The 18,954-nt window shown below is 63.5% G+C and carries 17 protein-coding genes; 12 read left to right on the plus strand and 5 right to left on the minus strand.

What is annotated here, in order from left to right:
- The first annotated feature begins 22 nt into the window (after positions 1-22).
- The 9 genes from ZBI01S_RS02490 (at position 23) to ZBI01S_RS09665 (ending at position 6,921) form a co-directional block, all read left to right on the plus strand.
- Entirely contained in the window at positions 23-2,158 is a 2,136-nt protein-coding gene (locus ZBI01S_RS02490) for an ATP-dependent DNA helicase RecG (RefSeq protein ID WP_066056375.1), read from the plus strand.
- A gap of 156 nt (positions 2,159-2,314) precedes the next feature.
- Complete coding sequence (locus tag ZBI01S_RS02495; RefSeq protein WP_066055893.1) at positions 2,315-3,019, plus strand: copper resistance CopC family protein; 705 nt, start codon at positions 2,315-2,317, stop codon at positions 3,017-3,019.
- 3 nt (positions 3,020-3,022) lie between these two features.
- Positions 3,023-3,526: a pantetheine-phosphate adenylyltransferase gene (coaD, locus tag ZBI01S_RS02500; protein ID WP_066055896.1), complete on the plus strand. Its 504-nt coding sequence runs from the start codon at positions 3,023-3,025 to the stop codon at positions 3,524-3,526.
- 68 nt (positions 3,527-3,594) lie between these two features.
- Entirely contained in the window at positions 3,595-4,143 is a 549-nt protein-coding gene (locus ZBI01S_RS02505) for a YceD family protein (protein ID WP_066055899.1), read from the plus strand.
- Positions 4,144-4,328: 185 nt separating this feature from the next.
- Entirely contained in the window at positions 4,329-4,532 is a 204-nt protein-coding gene (gene rpmF / locus ZBI01S_RS02510) for a 50S ribosomal protein L32 (RefSeq protein ID WP_066055902.1), read from the plus strand.
- Between the two features lie 13 nt (positions 4,533-4,545).
- Positions 4,546-5,289 (plus strand): ribonuclease III, encoded by a 744-nt coding sequence (gene rnc / locus ZBI01S_RS02515; RefSeq protein ID WP_083524442.1) that lies wholly within the window; start codon positions 4,546-4,548, stop codon positions 5,287-5,289.
- Positions 5,290-5,319: 30 nt separating this feature from the next.
- The gene (mutM, locus tag ZBI01S_RS02520; protein ID WP_066055905.1) at positions 5,320-6,213 is read left to right on the plus strand and encodes a bifunctional DNA-formamidopyrimidine glycosylase/DNA-(apurinic or apyrimidinic site) lyase; all 894 of its coding nucleotides are present in this window, start codon (positions 5,320-5,322) and stop codon (positions 6,211-6,213) included.
- Between the two features lie 22 nt (positions 6,214-6,235).
- Positions 6,236-6,718 carry a GNAT family N-acetyltransferase gene (locus ZBI01S_RS02525; protein ID WP_066055907.1) on the plus strand — a complete coding sequence of 161 codons (483 nt, stop codon included), beginning with the start codon at positions 6,236-6,238 and terminating at the stop codon, positions 6,716-6,718.
- A gap of 110 nt (positions 6,719-6,828) precedes the next feature.
- Positions 6,829-6,921: a zinc finger domain-containing protein gene (locus ZBI01S_RS09665; protein WP_110477029.1), complete on the plus strand. Its 93-nt coding sequence runs from the start codon at positions 6,829-6,831 to the stop codon at positions 6,919-6,921.
- Positions 6,922-6,962: 41 nt separating this feature from the next.
- Here the strand turns inward: ZBI01S_RS09665 and ZBI01S_RS02530 are convergent, their stop codons facing one another.
- The 3 genes from ZBI01S_RS02530 to ZBI01S_RS02540 form a co-directional block, all read right to left on the minus strand.
- Positions 6,963-7,478 carry a hypothetical protein gene (locus ZBI01S_RS02530; RefSeq protein WP_066055910.1) on the minus strand — a complete coding sequence of 172 codons (516 nt, stop codon included), beginning with the start codon at positions 7,476-7,478 and terminating at the stop codon, positions 6,963-6,965.
- A 466-nt stretch (positions 7,479-7,944) separates the two neighbouring features.
- Positions 7,945-8,526 (minus strand): hypothetical protein, encoded by a 582-nt coding sequence (locus ZBI01S_RS02535; protein ID WP_066055913.1) that lies wholly within the window; start codon positions 8,524-8,526, stop codon positions 7,945-7,947.
- A 49-nt stretch (positions 8,527-8,575) separates the two neighbouring features.
- Positions 8,576-9,322, minus strand: a complete 747-nt coding sequence (locus ZBI01S_RS02540) for an ABC transporter permease (RefSeq protein ID WP_159421350.1) — start codon at positions 9,320-9,322, stop codon at positions 8,576-8,578.
- Positions 9,323-9,369: 47 nt separating this feature from the next.
- Between ZBI01S_RS02540 and smc the strand changes: the two genes are divergently transcribed.
- Positions 9,370-13,053 (plus strand): chromosome segregation protein SMC, encoded by a 3,684-nt coding sequence (gene smc / locus ZBI01S_RS02545; protein WP_066055919.1) that lies wholly within the window; start codon positions 9,370-9,372, stop codon positions 13,051-13,053.
- Between the two features lie 46 nt (positions 13,054-13,099).
- Positions 13,100-14,053, plus strand: coding sequence for a carbon-nitrogen hydrolase family protein (locus ZBI01S_RS02550; protein ID WP_066056381.1), 954 nt, complete (start codon positions 13,100-13,102; stop codon positions 14,051-14,053).
- 131 nt (positions 14,054-14,184) lie between these two features.
- On the opposite strand, the gene ZBI01S_RS02555 is transcribed toward ZBI01S_RS02550, so the two are convergent.
- A complete protein-coding gene (locus ZBI01S_RS02555; protein ID WP_066055920.1) occupies positions 14,185-15,495 on the minus strand; it encodes an aspartate aminotransferase family protein in 1,311 nt (436 codons plus the stop codon).
- A gap of 169 nt (positions 15,496-15,664) precedes the next feature.
- On the opposite strand from ZBI01S_RS02555, the gene ZBI01S_RS02560 reads away from it, so the two are divergent.
- Positions 15,665-17,230 (plus strand): PucR family transcriptional regulator, encoded by a 1,566-nt coding sequence (locus ZBI01S_RS02560; RefSeq protein WP_159421351.1) that lies wholly within the window; start codon positions 15,665-15,667, stop codon positions 17,228-17,230.
- Positions 17,231-17,340: 110 nt separating this feature from the next.
- On the opposite strand, the gene ZBI01S_RS02565 is transcribed toward ZBI01S_RS02560, so the two are convergent.
- Positions 17,341-18,852 carry a CoA-acylating methylmalonate-semialdehyde dehydrogenase gene (locus ZBI01S_RS02565; RefSeq protein WP_066055926.1) on the minus strand — a complete coding sequence of 504 codons (1,512 nt, stop codon included), beginning with the start codon at positions 18,850-18,852 and terminating at the stop codon, positions 17,341-17,343.
- Between the last annotated feature and the right edge of the window lie 102 nt (positions 18,853-18,954).

Raw genomic sequence — 18,954 nt, forward strand, 5'->3', positions numbered from 1 at the left:
ACCCGCCGCATCCGCCACGCTCGTGCCGCCGGAAACACCGCTCGCGAAGCTGGTGACCGCCGCCGAAGCGAAGAAACTCGCCAAAGCGTTTGATATGCACACCGCTTCCGACTTGCTGGCACACCTGCCGCGGCGGCACGCGCAGCGCGGCGAGCTCACCCGCATGTCGCAGCTTGAAGCGGGCGAAGAAGTCACGCTCGTTGCCGAGGTCGTCAGCACCGGTTCGCGACGCATGCACAACCGGCGAGGTGAGCTATTTACCGCCACGATCACCGATGGCCACGGCCAGGTGCAGCTCACCTGGTTTAGCGGCGGCAAGGTGCTCGGTCAGCACCTGACGCCGGGGCGACGAGGCATGTTCTCGGGCAAGGTCAGCTACTACGGTGGCACGCTGCAACTGACGCACCCCGACTTTCAACTTTTTGACGAGCAGTCGCAGCAAACCGACGCGGCCGAACGCTGGGCACGCGAGCCGATCGCGATCTACCCCGGCACCTCGGCCGTGCGGTCGTGGCAGTTCGCGACGATCCTCGCGCGCGTCATCGACCGCATCACGCCGCTCGCCGACCCGGTACCGGCCGCCGTTCGTGACGAAATCGGCGGCATGCACTACGACGAAGCGGTGCGTCGATTCCACCTGCCGCGCTCGCCCGAAGACATTGAACGGGCGCGCGAAGCGTTGAAATTTACCGAGGCATTCGTGCTGCAGGCGGCCCTGGCGCATCAGCGGGCCGTCGCTGCGCAACGCCGAGCGGTGCCGCGGCCGCTGCCGAGCACCGAAGTTACCGAGGGCAGCCTACGAGCGCGACTGGACGCATCCCTACCGTTCTCGCTCACCGACGACCAGCAAACCGCGGGCGATGAAATCGCGGCCGACCTGGCGCAGTCAACGCCGATGCAGCGATTGCTGCAGGGTGAGGTCGGTTCGGGTAAGACGCTCGTTGCGGTGCGCGCCATGCTGCAGGTCGCCGAGCACGGCGGCCAATCGGCGCTGCTGGCCCCGACCGAAGTGCTCGCAAGCCAGCACCTGGCCTCGATTACGGATGCGCTCGGCCCCGAACTCGCAGAGCAGTTGCGCCCGCGGCTGCTGACCGGGTCAATGACCAAGTCAGAACGCCAACGCGTGATGCTTGACATCGTCACCGGCGAGACCTCGATCGTGGTCGGCACGCACGCACTGCTCAGTGACGGCGTGGAATTTGCCGATCTGGGCTTATTGATCGTGGATGAACAGCACCGGTTTGGTGTGGAACAGCGCGAAACGCTGCGGCGACGCGGCGCGGCAACCCCGCACCTGCTGGTGTTGACCGCAACACCAATTCCGCGAACGGTGGCGATGACCGCATTCGGAGATCTCGAAATCTCGACGCTGCGCACCATGCCTGCTGGACGCCAGGGGATCGAAACGTTCGCGGTGAATTTGGAACGGCATCCCACCCATATTCACCGCGTATGGCAGCGGATTCGCGAAGAAATTGATGCAGGCCGACAAGCGTTTGTGGTGTGCCCCGCAATCGAAGCGAACGAGGACGCCGAAGACGATCGTGACACCGCAAATGTGGCGGAGATTGTTGACGTGCTCGAGCGTTTGCCGGTGCTGGCCGGAGTACGCATTGCGATGCTGCACGGCAAGTTGCCGGGGGCCGAGAAAACCGAAATCATGCGCGCCTTCGAACGCCACGAGATCGATGTGCTCGTGGCCACGACCGTGATTGAAGTGGGCGTGAACGTGCCGAATGCGTCGGTGATGGCGGTGCTGGATGCGGACCGCTTCGGTATTGCGCAATTGCACCAGTTGCGCGGTCGCGTGGGTCGTGGCCAGTGGCCGGGGCTGTGCCTGCTCGTGACCCGGATGGCGCCCGAATCGATGTCGTTTGCGCGGATCGAAGCCGTCGCCGAGACCCTTGACGGTTTCGCGCTCGCGGAGCGCGACCTGGAGCTGCGCCGCGAAGGTGATGTGCTCGGGTCGGTGCAGTCGGGTGGTAGGTCGTCGCTGAAGGTCTTGCGCGTGGCCCGCGATGGTGACGTAATTGCGCAAGCGCGAGCACACGCATCCGCACTCTTAGCACGTGACCCGCACCTGCAACAGGCACCCGCCTTGCGTGATGCGCTCAACGCGCTTGGTGGCGAGCAACTCGAACACCTGGGCATGGGCTAGGGGACTGCGCTGCTGGATGTGTAGGCAACCAGTGCGCGCGAACCAGCCGCGGCAGCGGTGCAACACACCCACCACAGGCTCGGATGCGGCAGGTACAGTTACGGCTATCTGCGCTCTGTGTTTGAGCGCCCGAATTCGTTCCGTAGAAAGACAACCGTGACCGCGATTTCTCGTACTGCTCGCATTACCTCGACGCTTGCCGCGTTCATCCTTGCTCTTGCTATCGGTGTTGGCCTACCGCTCGGTGGGAGTGCTGCTGAGGCTCACGACCAGCTCATTCGGTCGACGCCCGAAAGCGGCGCCGTGCTTGACGCGGCACCGACCGAAGCCTCGCTCGTGTTCTCGGGCACTATTTCAGAGCTCGGTTCAGAGGTTGCGTTGCTGCGCGGCGGTGCTCCGGTGGAACTCAGCGATGAGCTCAAGGTTGACGGGGCTGAGGTTAAGGTCGCGCTGCCCGCGCTTGAAGACGGCGCATATGAACTGAACTGGCGTGTCGTCTCTTCGGACGGTCACCCGATTTCTGGCACGGTGCCGTTTACTATCGGAAACCCTGCGGCGGGCGGCGGTAGCGACGCCGTCGGTGGTGTGAACAACCAGCCGAATGACCCCGAGAATTTCGATGCCGAGGGCGACTCGAATAGCGGAGGAAATTCGTTGGCGATGATTGCCATGGGTGTGGTTGGTGTAGCTGTGATCGGTGCGGCAGCCGTACTGATGGTTAAGCGTTTCAAGAACGGCAATTCGCCGATGCGTCCCGACGTGTTCTCGGCCTCGGGTTCCACGGCAGAAACTGCTGATGCAGCCCACGCAGACCACGCAGACACTGATGACACCGGCGACGCCGCGCAAAAGGACAACTAGTACATGACCCAGATCGCCGTAATTCCCGGCTCGTTTGATCCCGTAACGCACGGCCACCTCGACGTCATTCGTCGTGCCGCGAGCGTGTTCGACGAGGTGCACGTGTTGGTGGTGCACAATCCCGACAAGCAGGCCATGATTCCGATCTCGCGCCGCGTTGAACTCATTGAGTCGGCACTGGTGCAGGCAACGGGCCAGCGGAATGTGGTGGTTCGTTCTTGGAACGTCGGCCTACTGGTCGACTACTGCACGGATGTGGGTGCTCGCGTCATCGTGAAGGGCGTGCGAAACACTGCCGACTTTGAGTACGAGCAGCCAATGGCCATCGTGAACCGACACCTCGGCAAGATCGAGACGATGTTCATGATGCCGAGCCCACAACACGCTCACGTGTCGAGCTCGCTGGTGCGCCAGGTCGCCTCGCTTGGGGGAGACGTAAGCCCGTACGTTCCCGATGTCGTACGAGAATTCCTGCAGGGTGATATGCGCCCCGACCTGTCGATTTAGCGACGCATCGAACCGCCCGGGTGTGAAACTTCTCGCACGGATGCGTTAGGCGGCATAGACTCGAAGGCATGGTTGATTCTGCCTTTTCAGTGAACGTTGCCACGATCATGCACAAGCCCGGCACGATGCGGGAGCTTGAGCTCGACGTGGTGGTTCCCGAACGAATCGGCGAGGGCATGCTCTACTTCGATCGCGGAGCAGAACTCGAAATCGACCTGCGCCTCGAAACGCTCGTTGACGGCATCCTGGCAACTGCCGATGTGCACGGAACCCTGACCGGTCAGTGCAGCCGATGCCTCGACGACATTGCCCAAGAATGGGACGGGCACATCGCCGAGCTGTATGGCTATGAACTCGACGAATCGATCGAATACGCGATTACGGACGACCGAATCGACCTCGAAGGGCCGATTCGGGATGCGGTCGTGCTGGAGCTGCCGTTCCAGCCGCTGTGCGCAGAAGACTGCTACGGCCTTGATCCAGAAACCGGTGAAAAGCGCACCGCACCCGCGGCCGAGCCAACACCGGAGCTTGACCCACGATGGGCAGCCCTCGAAGGGCTGCTCAGCAACAACGACGGGGACGCGTTGACCGACGCCGCTCCCGAAACGAAGTAGAACCAAACTCTAGATGGCGCGAGCGGTAAAACTCGCGTAAACTTGGCTGTTGGTTCTGAGGCTGCCCGAAGATCGATACCTACTCGAACAAATAGCAGCCGCCTGACTTCACCGCCCGGCGCGCAGAGATTGCTTGCGCCGCGTGCGAAGAAACGAACAAAATTTAACTAGAAGGAATACCGCTCATGGCACTCCCAAAGCGCAAGATGAGCCGTGCAAACACTCGTGCACGTCGCTCGCAGTGGAAGGCTCAGGCCCCCGCTCTCGTAAAGACCATTGAAAACGGCAAGGTTGTTTACAGCCTGCCGCACCGCGCCAAGCTCGTTGAAGACGAAGCTGGCACGCCTACGCACTACGAGTACAAGGGCCGCAAGGTCGCTGACGCGTAAGACGATTTAGTCGGTGGCAACACGACGTAAACAACACGACCCCGAGATTGTTGATCCAGCTCCGCTGGCATCACGTCTCGGGGTCGAGTTCGTTCCCGAACTGCTCGACTTGGCGCTCACGCACTCGTCGTGGGCGTACGAGCACGGCAAAGTTGCCGACAACGAACGGCTCGAATTCTTGGGCGACTCGGTGCTGGGGCTCGCAGCGGCGCAGCTGCTATACCGCGAGCATCCCGATCTAAGCGAAGGCGAGCTCTCGCCGCGTAAGCACGGCCTGGTTTCGACGGTGACGCTCGCCGAAATTGGCCGAACGATCGAAGTTGGCGGATATCTGCGTCTTGGACGCAGTGAGCAAATCACTGGCGGGAATGACAAAGATTCGATCCTGGCCGATGCGGTCGAGGCGCTGATCGGCGCGGCATACCTGTCGACCGACTATCTTACGGCCGAAGCGATGGTCTTGCGCCTGCTTGAACCATATGTCGACCAGGTGGACCGCCTGGGTGCCGCGATGGACCCAAAGACGGCGCTGCAAGAGGTGGCTTCGGCTCGCGGCGCGCAGGCGCCTGAATACACCGTTACCGGGAGCGGGCCGGCGCATGCGCAGGTTTTCACGGCTACGGTGTATCTGATTCGTGACGGCGTACGCGTCTACAAGTGCAGCGCCACCGGAACCAGCAAGAAGCAGGCGGAACTAGCGGCAGCGCTCGATGCCTGGCACGAGCTGACCGGCACCGCCAAACCCGGCGACCACTAGCGCGCTGCAACCTCTTTTTGGTGACGCTACATGCCTGAACTTCCCGAAGTCGAAGTGGTGCGCCTGGGGCTGCGCCCGGCGGTGACCGGCGCGCGGGTCAGGGGCGTCGACGTGCTTGATGCGAGGTCGCTCAAGCGACACCGCGATGCGGCAGGTGTCGTGAAGAACGCCGCTGACTTTGTGGCAGCGCTCGAAGGCGCCGAGCTTTGTGCACCGCAGCGGCGGGGCAAGTTTCTGTGGATTCCGATCGAACCGGCCCGTGATGAGGTGCCGCGTGCACTGATTGCGCACCTGGGGATGAGCGGCCAGCTGCTGGTGCGCGAACCCGGCGCGCTCGACGACCGACACACACGCATCCGCATCCGCATCGAAAACCCGCGGGGTGATGTGTATGAACTGCGGTTTGCCGACCAGCGTTGCTTTGGTTCGCTGGCGGTGGATGCACTCGTTTCGGTGGGTGCGTCGGTTGTGCCGTCGCAGGTGATGCATATTGCGCGCGACCCGCTCGATGCAGCATTTGACGCGGTCGCCGTGCGCAACCGCATCCGGTCGAGTTCGCGCGCGATTAAAGCGGTGCTGCTCGATCAGCAGGTGGTTTCGGGCGTCGGCAATATCTATGCCGATGAGGCGCTGTGGCGGGCGCGGATGCACTGGGCTCGGCCGGCGAGTTCCGTTTCGGCGCGCAAGGTCGACGAGCTGCTCGTGCACGCACGCGCGGTGATGGAGCAGGCGCTGGCCGAGGGCGGCACGTCGTTTGACGCCCTGTACGTGAACGTGAATGGCGAGTCGGGCTACTTTGCTCGCAGTCTGCAGGTGTACGGGCGTGCGGGGGAGCCGTGCAATCGCTGCGGCACCGTGATCGTGCGCGAGCCGTTTGTGAATCGCTCGTCGTATCGCTGCCCGCGCTGCCAGCGGCAGAGGTGATCGCAGTCGATAGGATCGCGCCATGATGGCCCTTGAATTGCGACCGCTTCGATCCGAAGAGACGTCATTGCTGCAGCGTGCGACCTTGGGCAATATGAACTGGTGCGGCGAGCGTTTCACGATGGATGACGTTGTGACCCGTCCAGAATTCTCGCACTACGTGACCATTCGCCCTGAGCGTGGCGACTTCGGAGTCGTCGCGGAGGTCGAGGGAAACCCGATCGGGGTCTGCTGGGCCCAGTTCCTGCCGGCGGATGACTCCGGGTACGGCTTCGTCGATGAGCAGACGCCTGAGGCAAGCCTGTGGGTGTCACGCGATGCCAGAGGCCAAGGTCTGGGGCGCCGCCTGCTTCAAGCGCTTGTCTCCGAGGCAAAGGCTCGGGGACTTGGCCGGATCAGCCTGTCCGTGGAGCCTGACAATTTCGCCAAGCAGCTCTACGGCTCTCTCGGATTCGAGCCCGTTGCTGGCCGTGAGGGCGACGGCGTGATGTTGCTGCTTGTGTAGCTCGTGAACAAAGATCGGCACATTCCGGCACGCATCGGCCATGTGAGCGCAACAACGTCGTGGAGTCGGGCTACTTCGACAGAAAATTTGGATGCACATGGGCGTGAGGCCTGCCGTGCAAGTGGTGTGGGACGCAGATGAAGCGCATCCAGTTCATGAATCGGAGTTCGACGTTCTGCCCGTGGTGCCAGCGGCTGCGGTAACAGAGGGGTACCTCATCATGGTCGTTCCGATTTGGTGCGGGTTACGTCTCCTGCAGCCCGGCCTTGGGATCCCAGCTCCAGCGTACCCCGAGTGGATCGGTGAAGCGGATCGACTCGACCGCATATTTCTTCGTCTGCATGATGGGGCTCAAGTTCTTGGCGTCATCGATGAGTACGGGGAAAGGCCACGGCGTCGTGCTCTCCACAAAGAAGTCCCCAGGCGGTAGGCACTCGATCCGGATGGGCTCAGTGTTGTAGGAGTTGCCTCTCACGGACACCTCGACTTGGTGGAACACCGTCGGTGTCGTTCCCCGATTGGACACGAAAACGCCCCATCGCTCATCAGCGGCAACCCACCATGCTTGGAGTGCTGACGCTAGATGGCGCCGATCTCGAGAGTGTTCGCGTTTCTCGGCTTGCGCGGCCGCAAACTCGGCCGTGTCGTTGGCCGCGCGTGCGATTTTGAGCGCGACGATGGTGAGGACCGTGCTTGCGAGAGCCGCCACCGCGGCAATGATCTCGGCCACGTTGCCGATTTGGAGATCGAGTGATGCCATATGCCCATTACACCATGGCGCGGGATCAAGGGGGCTGTCGCATCGTCGAGCGGCGGCGTTGCGAGGAAGGCGCCACGGATCTGATGTTGGAATCGTCCAGCGATGCACGAAGCTGCGGCAAAGGTGCATGTTGTCCACGTGCGGCCAACATTCACGAACTTCGTGTGATCAGGGGTTCGGGCTAATCCGGTGTTCGCCGGAGCAGGCGATTGCCAGAGAGTCATGTTGTCGGGTCTCCACCACGTGCATCTCGACACCTCTGGGTCGGAAAGCCTGCCGCGCAAGCGGTGCGGGACGCCGGTGATGCGTCGAGATTTCATGAGCCGAAACTCGATGCTTGCGGATGTGCACGCACTGCGAATGACCCCAGAGCGGGGTGCGTGCAACAAGTTCGCCGTCAAAACAGGTGAATGAGAAACTACGCTCGGCGTGCGGCAACTTGATGAGCTGTGTCGCCGCAGCGGTGCTAGTCGGTGGCGCTTGGATCGAAGTACCGGGAGTTATCGAACTCGGTGGAGTCCTCCGGCCAATACTCGAAACCGCCCGAGCCACCGGGGCTGACGTTTGAAGGCGTTGAGATGTCGTCAGTCGGTGCGTCCATCGGCTGCGAAGGCGACTCCTCCTCAGACGGCTCCGGCGCTGGTGCCGGGTTCGGTGGCTGCTGCTTTGGTGTCGACTTCTTGACGCCGTCGGCACTACCGCCCGAGCCGCTACCAGAGTCTGGCGCGGAACCTGACGGAGCACCCGCATCCGCATCGCCGCCGTCGGGCGCTGAATCTGCACCGCCCGAGCCGTTCGCATACTGCGAATCATCGGGCAGCATCGAGCCGTCCTCGGACGGCACCGAACTCGGCGAAACCGACTGGTCTGGCATAAGCGGCGTGCGCGAAGGCTGCGGCTTCGACGTAAAGTTTCGAGGTTCCGGCGTCGTGGTCGGCCCATCGCGGTGAAACGCCGAGGACACTGCCGGTGCCAGCACGCATCCGGCAAGGCAGCATGCCGAAATGAACGACATCGCCGCTGCGAGGGTGACGCGCCGAACATCCATACGTTCTAGCTTATTCGTGCGGTGCGGTACTGGCTAGTGCAAACGCGCGTTACGACGTGCGCGACGCCAAACAGCGGGCCAGCGTTGTGGCGGTGATGGCGCCGCCCAATTGCAAGCCGGCCAACACGATCAACTGAAACAGGCCCGCATCCACCGGAGACGCACCGGCAAATACCGCGCCGACAAACGCGCCGGGCAGCGTCACCAGGCCGGTTGTCTTTGCCGAATCCATGCCCGGAATCAACGCGAGTTTCACCGACGCGCGGCGAAAGCGAACCGTCGCGACCGGCGCGGTTGCACCAAGCGCTAACCACCCCTCGACCTCACCTCGATGCACCTGCAATTGCTCGCGCAGGTGCTTGCCTGTCAGCGTGCAGATCGACATCACGTTGCCGGTCACAATGCCGCCGAGCGCCAGCAAATACTGGGTGCCGAACGTCACCGCGCCAGTGGCGAACGCGCACAACACCGCCGCGCTCAGCCCGAGCGAAATTGAGAACAGGATCGCCAGCCACAGGCTCCGATCGTGCCGCAGCGCCTGCGGGTCAATGCGACGAGCTGCCGTGATTGAAGCCACGACAACCATCAGCACCAAGAACGCCAGCACCCACAACACATCGGTGACGATGAACTGCAACACGAGTGCCAATAGCGCCAGCTGCATCCCTGCCCGCAGAATCGCGATGATGGGTTCCCATCGAAGGGAGACACGCATCGACGCGAGTACTGCCACCGCCGACAGTGACATACCCACACAAACGGCGAGCACCAGCGGCAAATTCATCGGATGATCCACGCCGCAAGCGTACCGGCGAACAACAACGCAACAACTAGGCTTGACCTATGCATTTGAAGCGCCTAACACTCAAGGGCTTCAAGTCGTTCGCAAAACCGACCACCCTTGAGTTTGAGCCGGGGGTGACCTGTGTGGTCGGCCCGAACGGTTCGGGCAAATCAAACGTCGTGGATGCACTCGCCTGGGTCATGGGCGAGCAGGGCGCGAAATCGCTTCGCGGCGGCAAGATGGAAGACGTCATCTTTGCCGGTACCGCAACCCGCGGCCCCCTCGGCCGCGCAGAAGTCACGCTGACGATCGACAATAGCGACGGCGCGCTACCGATCGACTATTCCGAAGTCACGATTCAGCGCACGCTGTTCCGCACCGGCGGCAGCGAATACGCCATCAACGGCGAACACGTGCGATTGCTCGACGTGCAAGAACTGCTCAGCGACTCGGGCCTCGGGCGCGAAATGCACGTCATCGTAGGCCAGGGACGACTCGATACCGTGCTGCGCGCGACGCCCGAAGAACGTCGCGGGTTTGTCGAAGAAGCTGCCGGTGTGCTCAAGCACCGCCGCCGCAAAGAGAAAACCGTGCGAAAACTCGAGGGCATGGAGCAGAACCTGCAGCGTCTGCGCGACCTCGTCACCGAAGTGCGCCGCCAGCTCAAACCTCTTGGCCGACAAGCCGAAGTTGCCCGCCGAGCGCAGGAAATCGCCGCGGTTGCTCGCGATGCCAAGGCCCGCTTGATGGCGGACGATGTGCAGCGGTTGCGGCAGCAACTTCGCGATGCGAACTCGACCGAACAGGCCCGTAGCACCGAGCGCATGGTGCTGAAAGAAAAACTCGACCGTGCCGTGCTGCGAATTCAGCAGATCCAGCAATCGCAGCGGTCGGATGCGGTGGATGCGGCCCGTCGCGTCGCCTTTGATCTCGAGAGCGTGCGCGAACGCGTCCAGAACTTCCATATGCTCGTCGCCCAGCGCGAATCCCTACTCGAAGCTCGTCTGGCCGAACCGGCACTCTCGGTATCGGTGAGCTCGCAGGCAATTGACGACGCCGCCGAGCAGGTGCGCGAACTCGAGACCCGTTCGCACGCATCCCAACAGCAGTGGGAAGCGGCGAAACAAGCAACGGTCACTGCACGCGCAACGCTTGATGATCTTGACCGTGAAATCGCCGCGCAATCGGCGCTGCTTTCGCAACACGAACTGCGCACCACTGAGCTGCAGGGTAAAGCCGATGCTGCGGCGAGCCGCTTGGCTGCGGTTCGCGGCGAAGTGCTGCGAAGTGAGCATGCCCACCGTGCCGCGAACGATCGACTCGAAACCGCGCGGCAAAAACTCGCCGAAGCCGAATCGCAGGCTAGCGACGGCGAAGCCGACTCGCACGGCCTCGACGAAGCGTACGAGCAGGCACAGCAGGCGGTTTCGGCGGCGCAGCAGGTCGTTGATGAGCTGCGCGATCGCGAACACGAGCTCCGCCGTGAACGCGACGCCCTGGACGCACGCGCGAGCGCACTCGCCCTCGCCGCCCAGGTGAACGACGGTGCGCAGGCGCTGCTTGCCAGCAACCCGGCGGGGGTACGTGGCCGCCTCAGCGATGTCATCCGAGTGGAACCGGGATACGAGCGCGCCATCGCCGCGGCGTTGGGAGCGACGGCGGACGCGATCGTGACCGAAACGGCCGAGCGGGCGCTGGAATTGATCTCGGGTGATGCATCCGCAGGCCGCCTGCACCTGGTGGCAGCATTTGTCGAAGCCGCGGCCGACCCCGCGATGACCGCCGAGATCGCCGGTGCCGACGCTCGCATTGCTGCCGACCTCGTGCAGGGCGCCGACGCACTGACCGCGCTCTTGCAGCGCACGGTCGTGGTGCCGGAGCTTCCGGATGCAGCCGGTGCCGCGGCGCTTTTGCGGGCGCTCCCGAATGGTGCGCGCCTGGTTTCGATGCGCGGTGACGTGCTGGATGCGGGCACGCTCGTTTCGGGAAGCGACGATACCGAAAGCGGCGCGAGTCGAATCGAACTTGTCGCCGAACGCGAACGGGCACTTGCCGAGCTGGAAACCGTCGACACCCAGCTCGAAGATATTGGCGGTCAGCTTGCCGATCGTCGCGCCGAATTGCAGCGGGCAACAGGACAGTCGGATGCGGCGCTCGCGAAACTGCGCGGGTTCGATGCCGAACTCGCCAGCCGCCGCGAACAACTCAACCGAGCCAAAGCCAACGTCGAATCGGCCACAGCCGAGCTCGCCCGCGCCGAGAAATCCCACAGCGTGGCCGGTGCCAACGTCGACGAAGCCGTAGCCCGCGCCGATGCCGCCAAGCACGAGCTCGAAGTGCACCAATCGCAGCCGCGCCCGATGCTGGATGCGTCGCGTCGCGAATCGTTTGTCGCCGAGCTCGAGCGTGCCCGCGAAGCCGAAGTCGAGGCACGCTTGCAGGTCGAGACGCTGCGTGAACGCCTGCGTTCCGAGCAATTGCGCGTGCGCGACCTCGAAACCCAGCGCGAGGCCGAGCGCGAAGCTGCCGAGAAAGCCGCGCGCGAAACGGTATTGCGCCGACGCGACCTGGAACGTACCCGCGCGGTGCTGGCGCGCATCCCGCAGCTTGCCGAACACATCGACGCGAGCCTGAAACTGGCACAGGCCGAATTGCATGACCGCCAGCGCGAGCGCTCAGAACAAGACCAGCAGCTCGGCGAATTGCGCCGCGACGAACAACAATTGCGCACGCGACTGACGCAGATCACCGAAGACGTGCACCAGCTCGAATTGCAGATCTACGAGCGAAAGCTGCAGCTCTCGAACATCCTCGAGCGTGCGGCCAGCGAACTATCGCTCAGCGAAGCGGTGCTGCTTGCCGAATACGCGCCGGATGCGGCACCACCGCAGGCGGGTGCGGTCGCGGGCGAAGATGGTGCGGCATCCGATGTTGACACCGAGGGCGCCGAGACCGAGGGCGCTGCCGCCGATCTGCACGACATCGACGATGCCGCGGACGCAAGCGAACGGCCGGTGCGAATCGTGTTCGATCGCAAGGAACAAGAAACGCGCCTTGCAACCGCCGAGCGCGACCTGCAGCGACTCGGGCGCATCAACCCGCTCGCGCTCGAAGAGTTCGCCGCGCTTGAACAGCGCCACACGTACCTGCAAGAACAGCTCGACGACCTGACACAAACTCGCGCCGACCTGATGCAGATCGTTAGCGACATCGACACGCGTATGCGCGAAGTGTTTGCGGCGGCGTTTGCGGATACGCGCGAAGCATTCCACGAAGTATTCCCGGTGCTTTTCCCGGGCGGATCGGGCGATATCTCGTTGACCAATCCCGACGACATGCTCACGACTGGCATCGAAGTTGCCGTGAAACCCGCAGGTAAGAAGATCGACAAGCTCTCGCTGCTGTCTGGTGGTGAGCGCTCGCTGGTCGCCGTCGCGCTGCTCGTCGCGATCTTCAAGGCCCGACCGAGCCCGTTCTACATCATGGACGAGGTCGAAGCCGCCCTCGATGACGCCAACCTCGGCCGCTTGCTTGAGGTGTTCGAGAACCTGCGAGACTCGAGCCAGCTCATCGTGATCACCCACCAGAAGCGCACGATGGAAATTGCGGATGCGCTCTACGGCGTCTCGATGCACCGCGATGGTGTCTCGACGGTCGTGGGGCAGCGGGTGCGTGAACTGACCAAGCGTGAGGAGCGTGCCGCCGACGGTGCCTCCGAAACCGAGGGCGATGCATCCGCCTAGCGCGGCAATGACCTGACCGAATCACGTTGAACAACGGAGTTTGATGATGACTGACGAAACCGTGACTGAGTCCATGACCGCGACTGCGACGGCAGCGAAGGGAACACTTCGCGTTGCCGCCGCGCAGCTCGCACCGCTCCCGATCGGCGCCGCAATCGCGCCGTTCGCCGAGCAGCTGGCGCGCATTGTGGCCGAACATCGGCCCGACCTGGTGATCTTCCCCGAACTGCACTGCTTTGGCGCCGACGATTCCGACCTACAGCGTCAGAACGCGCGCCTGCGTGCGGGCGCGGTCACTATCGACGAATTCGTGGATGCGGTGGGCCCGATCGTGCGTCAGCACGGTGTTTGGTGCGTACCCGGCTCAATCGTGGAACGCGGCACCGACGGTGAGGTGTTCAATACCCAAGTGGTGATCGACCCGCAGGGGCGTGAGCGCTGCCGGTACCGAAAAGTATTCCCGTGGCGACCGACCGAACCGTATGCGCCCGGCGATGCCTTCGCAGTCTGCACCATGACCGACGACCCAGCAAACGCAGCGCCAGGCAGCACCCCCGTGCTCGGCATGTCGATCTGCTACGACGCCTGGTGGCCCGAAGTCACCCGCCACCTCGCCTGGCTCGGCGCCGAGGTCGTCTGCAATGTCGTGAAAACCACCACGCCCGATCGCGATCAAGAGGTGATCCTGGCACGAGCAAACTCGATCGTGAACCAAAACTTCACGTGCAGCGTCAATGTCGCAGGCCCACTCGGCGGGGGCAAGAGCCTCATCGTGGGGCCAGAAGGCGAAGTGCTCGCCGAATCGACCAACGCGAGCGAATGCATCCTGGTCGCTGAACTCGATCTCGATCGCGTGGCCCAGGTGCGGCAGCACGGTACCTGCGGCAGCGTGGTGCCGTGGCAACAATTTCAGGATGCGGATGCACCGATTTCGATGCCGCTGTACGGCGGCGAGTTGGCCCCGCGGAATTGGGCGCCGGGCGGGCGCCGCTACCGTTAGCCCGCGGGCGGAAGCAGTAAGACAGCGTCGTTTGAAGAAGACGGCCGCGAACGGCGTGCGACAGACAGACCCCAGTATGTCTGTGCGCAATCCGTCCGCGGCCGTGGGTTCGCGGTCTTCGAGGTGGAGGCCTACGAAACCGGAACCGTCCGGAGCACCTCAGCTACCGCATCCAGCGCGCGCCGCATTTCGTCGGCGGTGATCACGCACGGGGGTACGAGGTGAAGTCGGTTGTTGGCAATGAACGGCACAACGCCGCGTTCGAGCAGGGCAGTCTTGACCGAATTCATGTAGGCGTCCGACACCGGCGTACGCGCGGTGGCATCGGAGACCAGCTCGATCGCCCAGAAGACGCCCACGCCGCGGGTTTCGCCGACGACGTCGAGTTCGGCTTCGAGTTCGGCCAATGCTGGGCCAATGACCTCGCAGCCAAGTGCACGGGCGTGATCAATCACCCCTTCGTTGCGCATGGCTTCAATAGCGCCGACGGCTGCCGCACAGGCGAGCGGGTGGCCCGAATAGGTGAGTCCACCCGGGAATACGCGGTCCTCGAAGCTCGCCGCAATTTCGGGCGAGATGATCACGCCACCCAGCGGTACGTAACCGCTATTGACGCCCTTCGCGAAGGTGATGAGGTCGGCGCGAACACTGTGGGCCGTGTGCGCGAACCATTCGCCGGCACGGCCAAAACCACTCATGACCTCATCGATGATGAGCACGATGCCGAACTCGTCACATAGCTCACGAACGCCGCGCAGGTATCCCGGCGGCGGCACCATGATGCCGGCAGTGCCGGGGATCGCCTCGAGAAGGATTGCCGCGATCGTATCGGCGCCCTCGGCCTCGATGATGCGGCGCAGGTGGTGGAGTGCGCGTGCACATTCTTCGGCCTCGGTTTCGGCCCAGAACTCGCTGCGGTACAGGTAAGGTCCGAAGACGTGCACGTGCCCGCGGGCGTATTCATTCGGCATCCGTCGCCAATCGCCCGTCGCGACAATCGCGGCACCCGTGTTGCCGTGATACGAGCGGTAGCGCGAGATCACCTTGTCGCGACCGGTGTGCAACCGAGCCATGCGAATCGCGTTTTCGTTCGCATCCGCACCGCCATTGGTAAAGAACACCTTTTCGTACCCGTCGGGCGCAACATCGAGGATGCACTGGGCCGCGCGGGCGCGCATGTCGTTCGAGACCGCGGGGGCGACGGTCGGCAGCTGCGCAAGCTGCTGCTCGATGGCGGCGAGCACGCGCGGGTGCTGGTAGCCGATGTTGGCGTACACGAGCTGGCTCGTGAGGTCGAGGTATTCCTTACCGTCGTAGTCGACGACGGTGGCACCGTGGCCGGTCTGCAACGCCAGGGGATTGAGCTTGCCCTGTGCCGACCAAGAATGGAAAACGGTTGCAGTGTCGTCGTGCACGACCTGTGCGTTTGACAGCGCCGACATGGGCAAGCTCCTTTGCTTGTAGTTTCGTGGCTGGGCCTGATGCGTGTTGGTGCGGCTGCATCCGTGCATCGACTCCATTGATCGTGTCGCAGGTGTCATCCCGACACGAGTGCCAATCTGGCGAAGAATCCCCAACTTGCTCGACGATGCGGCAGGTAGGCTCACCGGCATGCCCGTCACGCTGCGAACGCTTCTTGATCACGCTGAACTTGGCCTGCGCCTGCACCCTTCACTGGTTGAACTTGCCTCGCGCGCGGGCGGCATCGCGCAGGCGCTTGATAGCGAGCTGACCTGGGTGCATTCATCTGACCTTGTCGACCCGACGCCGTGGCTGCGCGCGGGGCAGGTGCTGTTGACCGATGGCTCACAATTCGCGGATGCGGAAACCTCGCGCGATGTGGATTTCGCGCGTGCGTATGTGGACCGGCTCGCGAACACCGGCGTGGTGGGGTTGGGATTCGCAGTCGGTGTCGTGCTTGATCGCATTCCGGAAGCGCTCGTGGCCGCCTGTGTCGAGGCCGAGCTGCCGATATTTATCGTGCCGACCGCGATGCCATTCCTGCGTATTTCGCGGCACGTTGCCGACGTCGCCAATGCCGACCGCACGGCGCGGCTCACCTGGCTGATCGATGCGCATCGGGCCATTGCGAATGCCACGCTCAAACCCGACGGCCTGGGGGCGACGCTGCGCGAACTCGAGGTGCAGCTCGGTTGCTGGGTGGCGCTCTACGATCGCCTGGGCCGTCGCATTCGCGTGCGCACGCGGTTCTCGGTGCCCGATGACATCGTGGCCGAGTTGGATGCGGCGGTGCAAGACCCGATTTCGCGTGGACGACCGGCCGCAACCCGGTTTGTTGCCGGTACCCACGAGGTGACGTTGCAAACGATCGGGCAGCGAGGCAATCTGCGTGGGGTGCTCGCAGTGGGAACATCCGCACCGCTGGACCATGCCGGAAACGATCTGCTGGCGAGCGTCATTGGTATCGCATCCATCGCCGTGGAACAGGAACGTGCGCTCGACCAATCGCGCTCGATGCTGCGCCGCGGCGTGCTCGAACTCGTACTCGCCGGTGCCACCAAGCCCGCGCTCGAAGCCATGAAGTCGCTCGGTTCGTGGCTGCCCGATGGTGATGTGTGCGCCGCCATCGTCACGGATGGCGGCGGGCAGTCGGTGCGTTCAACGATGCTCAGCGAACTCGAACTACGGGCCGAAGGCGAACCGTTCACCTTCGCGCCGCTCGACGACGAAGTACTGCTGGTGTGGGGCGACGAAGAACCCACAGCGACGCTCGAATACTTACAACACCTTGGTTGCCGTATCGGTGTTTCGGAACCGGTTGCGGTTGGCCGGTTGCGCACGGCACTGGATGAAGCTCGCCGGGCACTGCAACGTGCGAATCTGGCGGGGGAGCGCGTCGACTTCGCGAGCCTTTGCAGCAGTGGATTGGTGGGATGGCTCGCTGAATCGGATGCGCAGTCACAGGCAGCGCATCTGCTCGCGCCCCTGCGCGCTCGCGAGGATGCGGACACGCTCTTGGCCGCGGCGCGTGCCTGGTTTACGCACAATTGCGCTTGGGATCCGGCCGCACGCGACCTTGATATTCACCGGCACACATTGCGGGCCCGCATCGACACGGTGGCAGAGGTCGTGGAGCTCAACCTCGAGCAGTTCAGCGACCGAGCGCAATTGTGGGCGGCGCTGCAGTTGCTTGAGGTACGGCCAAGGCAGAACTAACCACCCGGCCGGTGGGGCAATCTCCAATATGGTGCTCGACAGGCGGGTCGGAGGTGCTGAGCACCTCCGACGCCGAATATTTGCACCAACTTGGAGATTTGCAGGGTGGGCTAGTCGTTCTGCGGGAAACCGAGGTTGATGCCGCCGTGCGACGGGTCGAGCCAGCGGGTGGTCACCGCCTTTTCGGCAGTGAAGAACTTCACGCCCTCGGCGCCGTGTGCCTTCGTGTCGCCAAAGATCGAGGCCTTCCAGCCGCCGAATGAATAGGCCGCGATCGGTACCGGAATCGGCACGTTGACGCCGACCATACCGACCTCAATCTCCCGGGCGAAGCGGCGAGCGGCGCCACCGTCATTGGTGAACACGGCGGTGCCGTTACCGAAGGCACCGTTGTTAATCAGGTCGATGCCTTCGTCGAACGAGTCAACGCGCACGATCGAGAGCACCGGTCCGAAGATTTCGTCGGTGTAGACGCGCGACGAGGTCGGTACCCGGTCGAGCAGCGTCGGGCCGAGCCAGAAGCCGTCGGGTTCGCCATCGACGTCGATACCACGGCCATCCACCACAACGTCGGCACCGTCTTCGCGGGCAATGTCGATGTACGAAGCGACCTTGTCGCGGTGTGCTTCGGTCACCAGCGGACCCATGTCGCAGGCGCGGCGGCCATCACCCACGCGGAGGTTCGCCATGCGTTCGGTGAGCTTTGGCACCAGCCGGTCGGCAACATCACCTACGGCAACGACCACCGAAATCGCCATGCAACGCTCACCTGCGGCACCGAACCCAGCGTTGATTGCCGAGTCAGCAACCAGGTCGATATCGGCGTCGGGGAGCACGAGCATGTGGTTCTTTGCGCCACCGAGCGCCTGTACGCGCTTACCGTTGCGGGTACCGGTTTCGTAGACGTACTGGGCGATCGGGGTCGAGCCCACGAACGAAACCGAAGCGACCTTCGGGTGCTCGAGCAGCGCATCCACTGCCGTCTTGTCACCATTCAGCACCGTGAACACGCCATCGGGCAGGCCCGCTTCGCGCCAGAGCTCGGCCATCCACAGCTGCGCGGAGGGGTTCTTCTCGCTCGGCTTGACGACCACTGCATTGCCGGCCGCAATCGCGATTGGGAAGAACCACATGGGGACCATGGCCGGGAAGTTGAACGGCGAGATGATCGCCGCAACACCGATTGGCTGGCGCACCGAGTGGATGTCGAATCCGGTCGAGACCTGCTCGGAGAAGTGGCCGCGCAGGTGCGAGGTGATGCCGCACGCGTATTCGACGACTTCCTGACCGCGGGCAATCTCACCGAGCGCGTCGTCGAGCACCTTGCCCTGCTCTTCGGTGATGATGGCCGCAAGCTCGCCCTTGCGCGCGTTCAGCAGTTCGCGGAATTTGAACAGGATCGCGGTGCGTTTTGCGAGCGACATGTCGCGCCAGGCCAGGTGCGCGGCATGTGCCGACTCGATCGCACGGTCGGCATCTTCGCGGCTTGCCAGCGCCACGCGGCGGATCTCGCGGCCGAGGGCCGGGTCAAATACGGGCCCGGTGCGGGTGTCCGCGGGCAGATCTGCCTGTCCCGAAATCCAGTGGGGAATGACTGCGGCGGGCATCTGATCGTTCGTCATCGAGCGGTCCTTTCGTGCGGGCGGGCACATTGGTAAACATGCCGGATGACGATCACCCTACGAACCGAATCGCCGGGTCAACGATCGGCAGAATGTCGAGTT

Source organism: [Zimmermannella] bifida NBRC 103089 (assembly GCF_001570925.1).
In the GTDB taxonomy this organism is placed as follows: Bacteria; Actinomycetota; Actinomycetes; order Actinomycetales; family Microbacteriaceae; genus Gulosibacter; species Gulosibacter bifidus.

Excerpts from the sequence above, each read along its gene's own strand:
- smc (WP_066055919.1), top strand. The coding sequence starts at position 9,370 with ATGCATTTGAAGCGCCTAACACTCAAGGGCTTCAAGTCGTTCGCAAAA.
- mutM (WP_066055905.1), top strand. The coding sequence starts at position 5,320 with ATGCCTGAACTTCCCGAAGTCGAAGTGGTGCGCCTGGGGCTGCGCCCG.
- ZBI01S_RS02525 (WP_066055907.1), top strand. The coding sequence starts at position 6,236 with ATGATGGCCCTTGAATTGCGACCGCTTCGATCCGAAGAGACGTCATTG.
- ZBI01S_RS02530 (WP_066055910.1), bottom strand. The coding sequence starts at position 7,478 with ATGGCATCACTCGATCTCCAAATCGGCAACGTGGCCGAGATCATTGCC.
- ZBI01S_RS02560 (WP_159421351.1), top strand. The coding sequence starts at position 15,665 with ATGCCCGTCACGCTGCGAACGCTTCTTGATCACGCTGAACTTGGCCTG.
- ZBI01S_RS02555 (WP_066055920.1), bottom strand. The coding sequence starts at position 15,495 with ATGTCGGCGCTGTCAAACGCACAGGTCGTGCACGACGACACTGCAACC.
- rpmF (WP_066055902.1), top strand. The coding sequence starts at position 4,329 with ATGGCACTCCCAAAGCGCAAGATGAGCCGTGCAAACACTCGTGCACGT.
- coaD (WP_066055896.1), top strand. The coding sequence starts at position 3,023 with ATGACCCAGATCGCCGTAATTCCCGGCTCGTTTGATCCCGTAACGCAC.
- ZBI01S_RS02550 (WP_066056381.1), top strand. The coding sequence starts at position 13,100 with ATGACTGACGAAACCGTGACTGAGTCCATGACCGCGACTGCGACGGCA.
- ZBI01S_RS02505 (WP_066055899.1), top strand. The coding sequence starts at position 3,595 with ATGGTTGATTCTGCCTTTTCAGTGAACGTTGCCACGATCATGCACAAG.
- ZBI01S_RS02565 (WP_066055926.1), bottom strand. The coding sequence starts at position 18,852 with ATGACGAACGATCAGATGCCCGCCGCAGTCATTCCCCACTGGATTTCG.
- ZBI01S_RS02535 (WP_066055913.1), bottom strand. The coding sequence starts at position 8,526 with ATGGATGTTCGGCGCGTCACCCTCGCAGCGGCGATGTCGTTCATTTCG.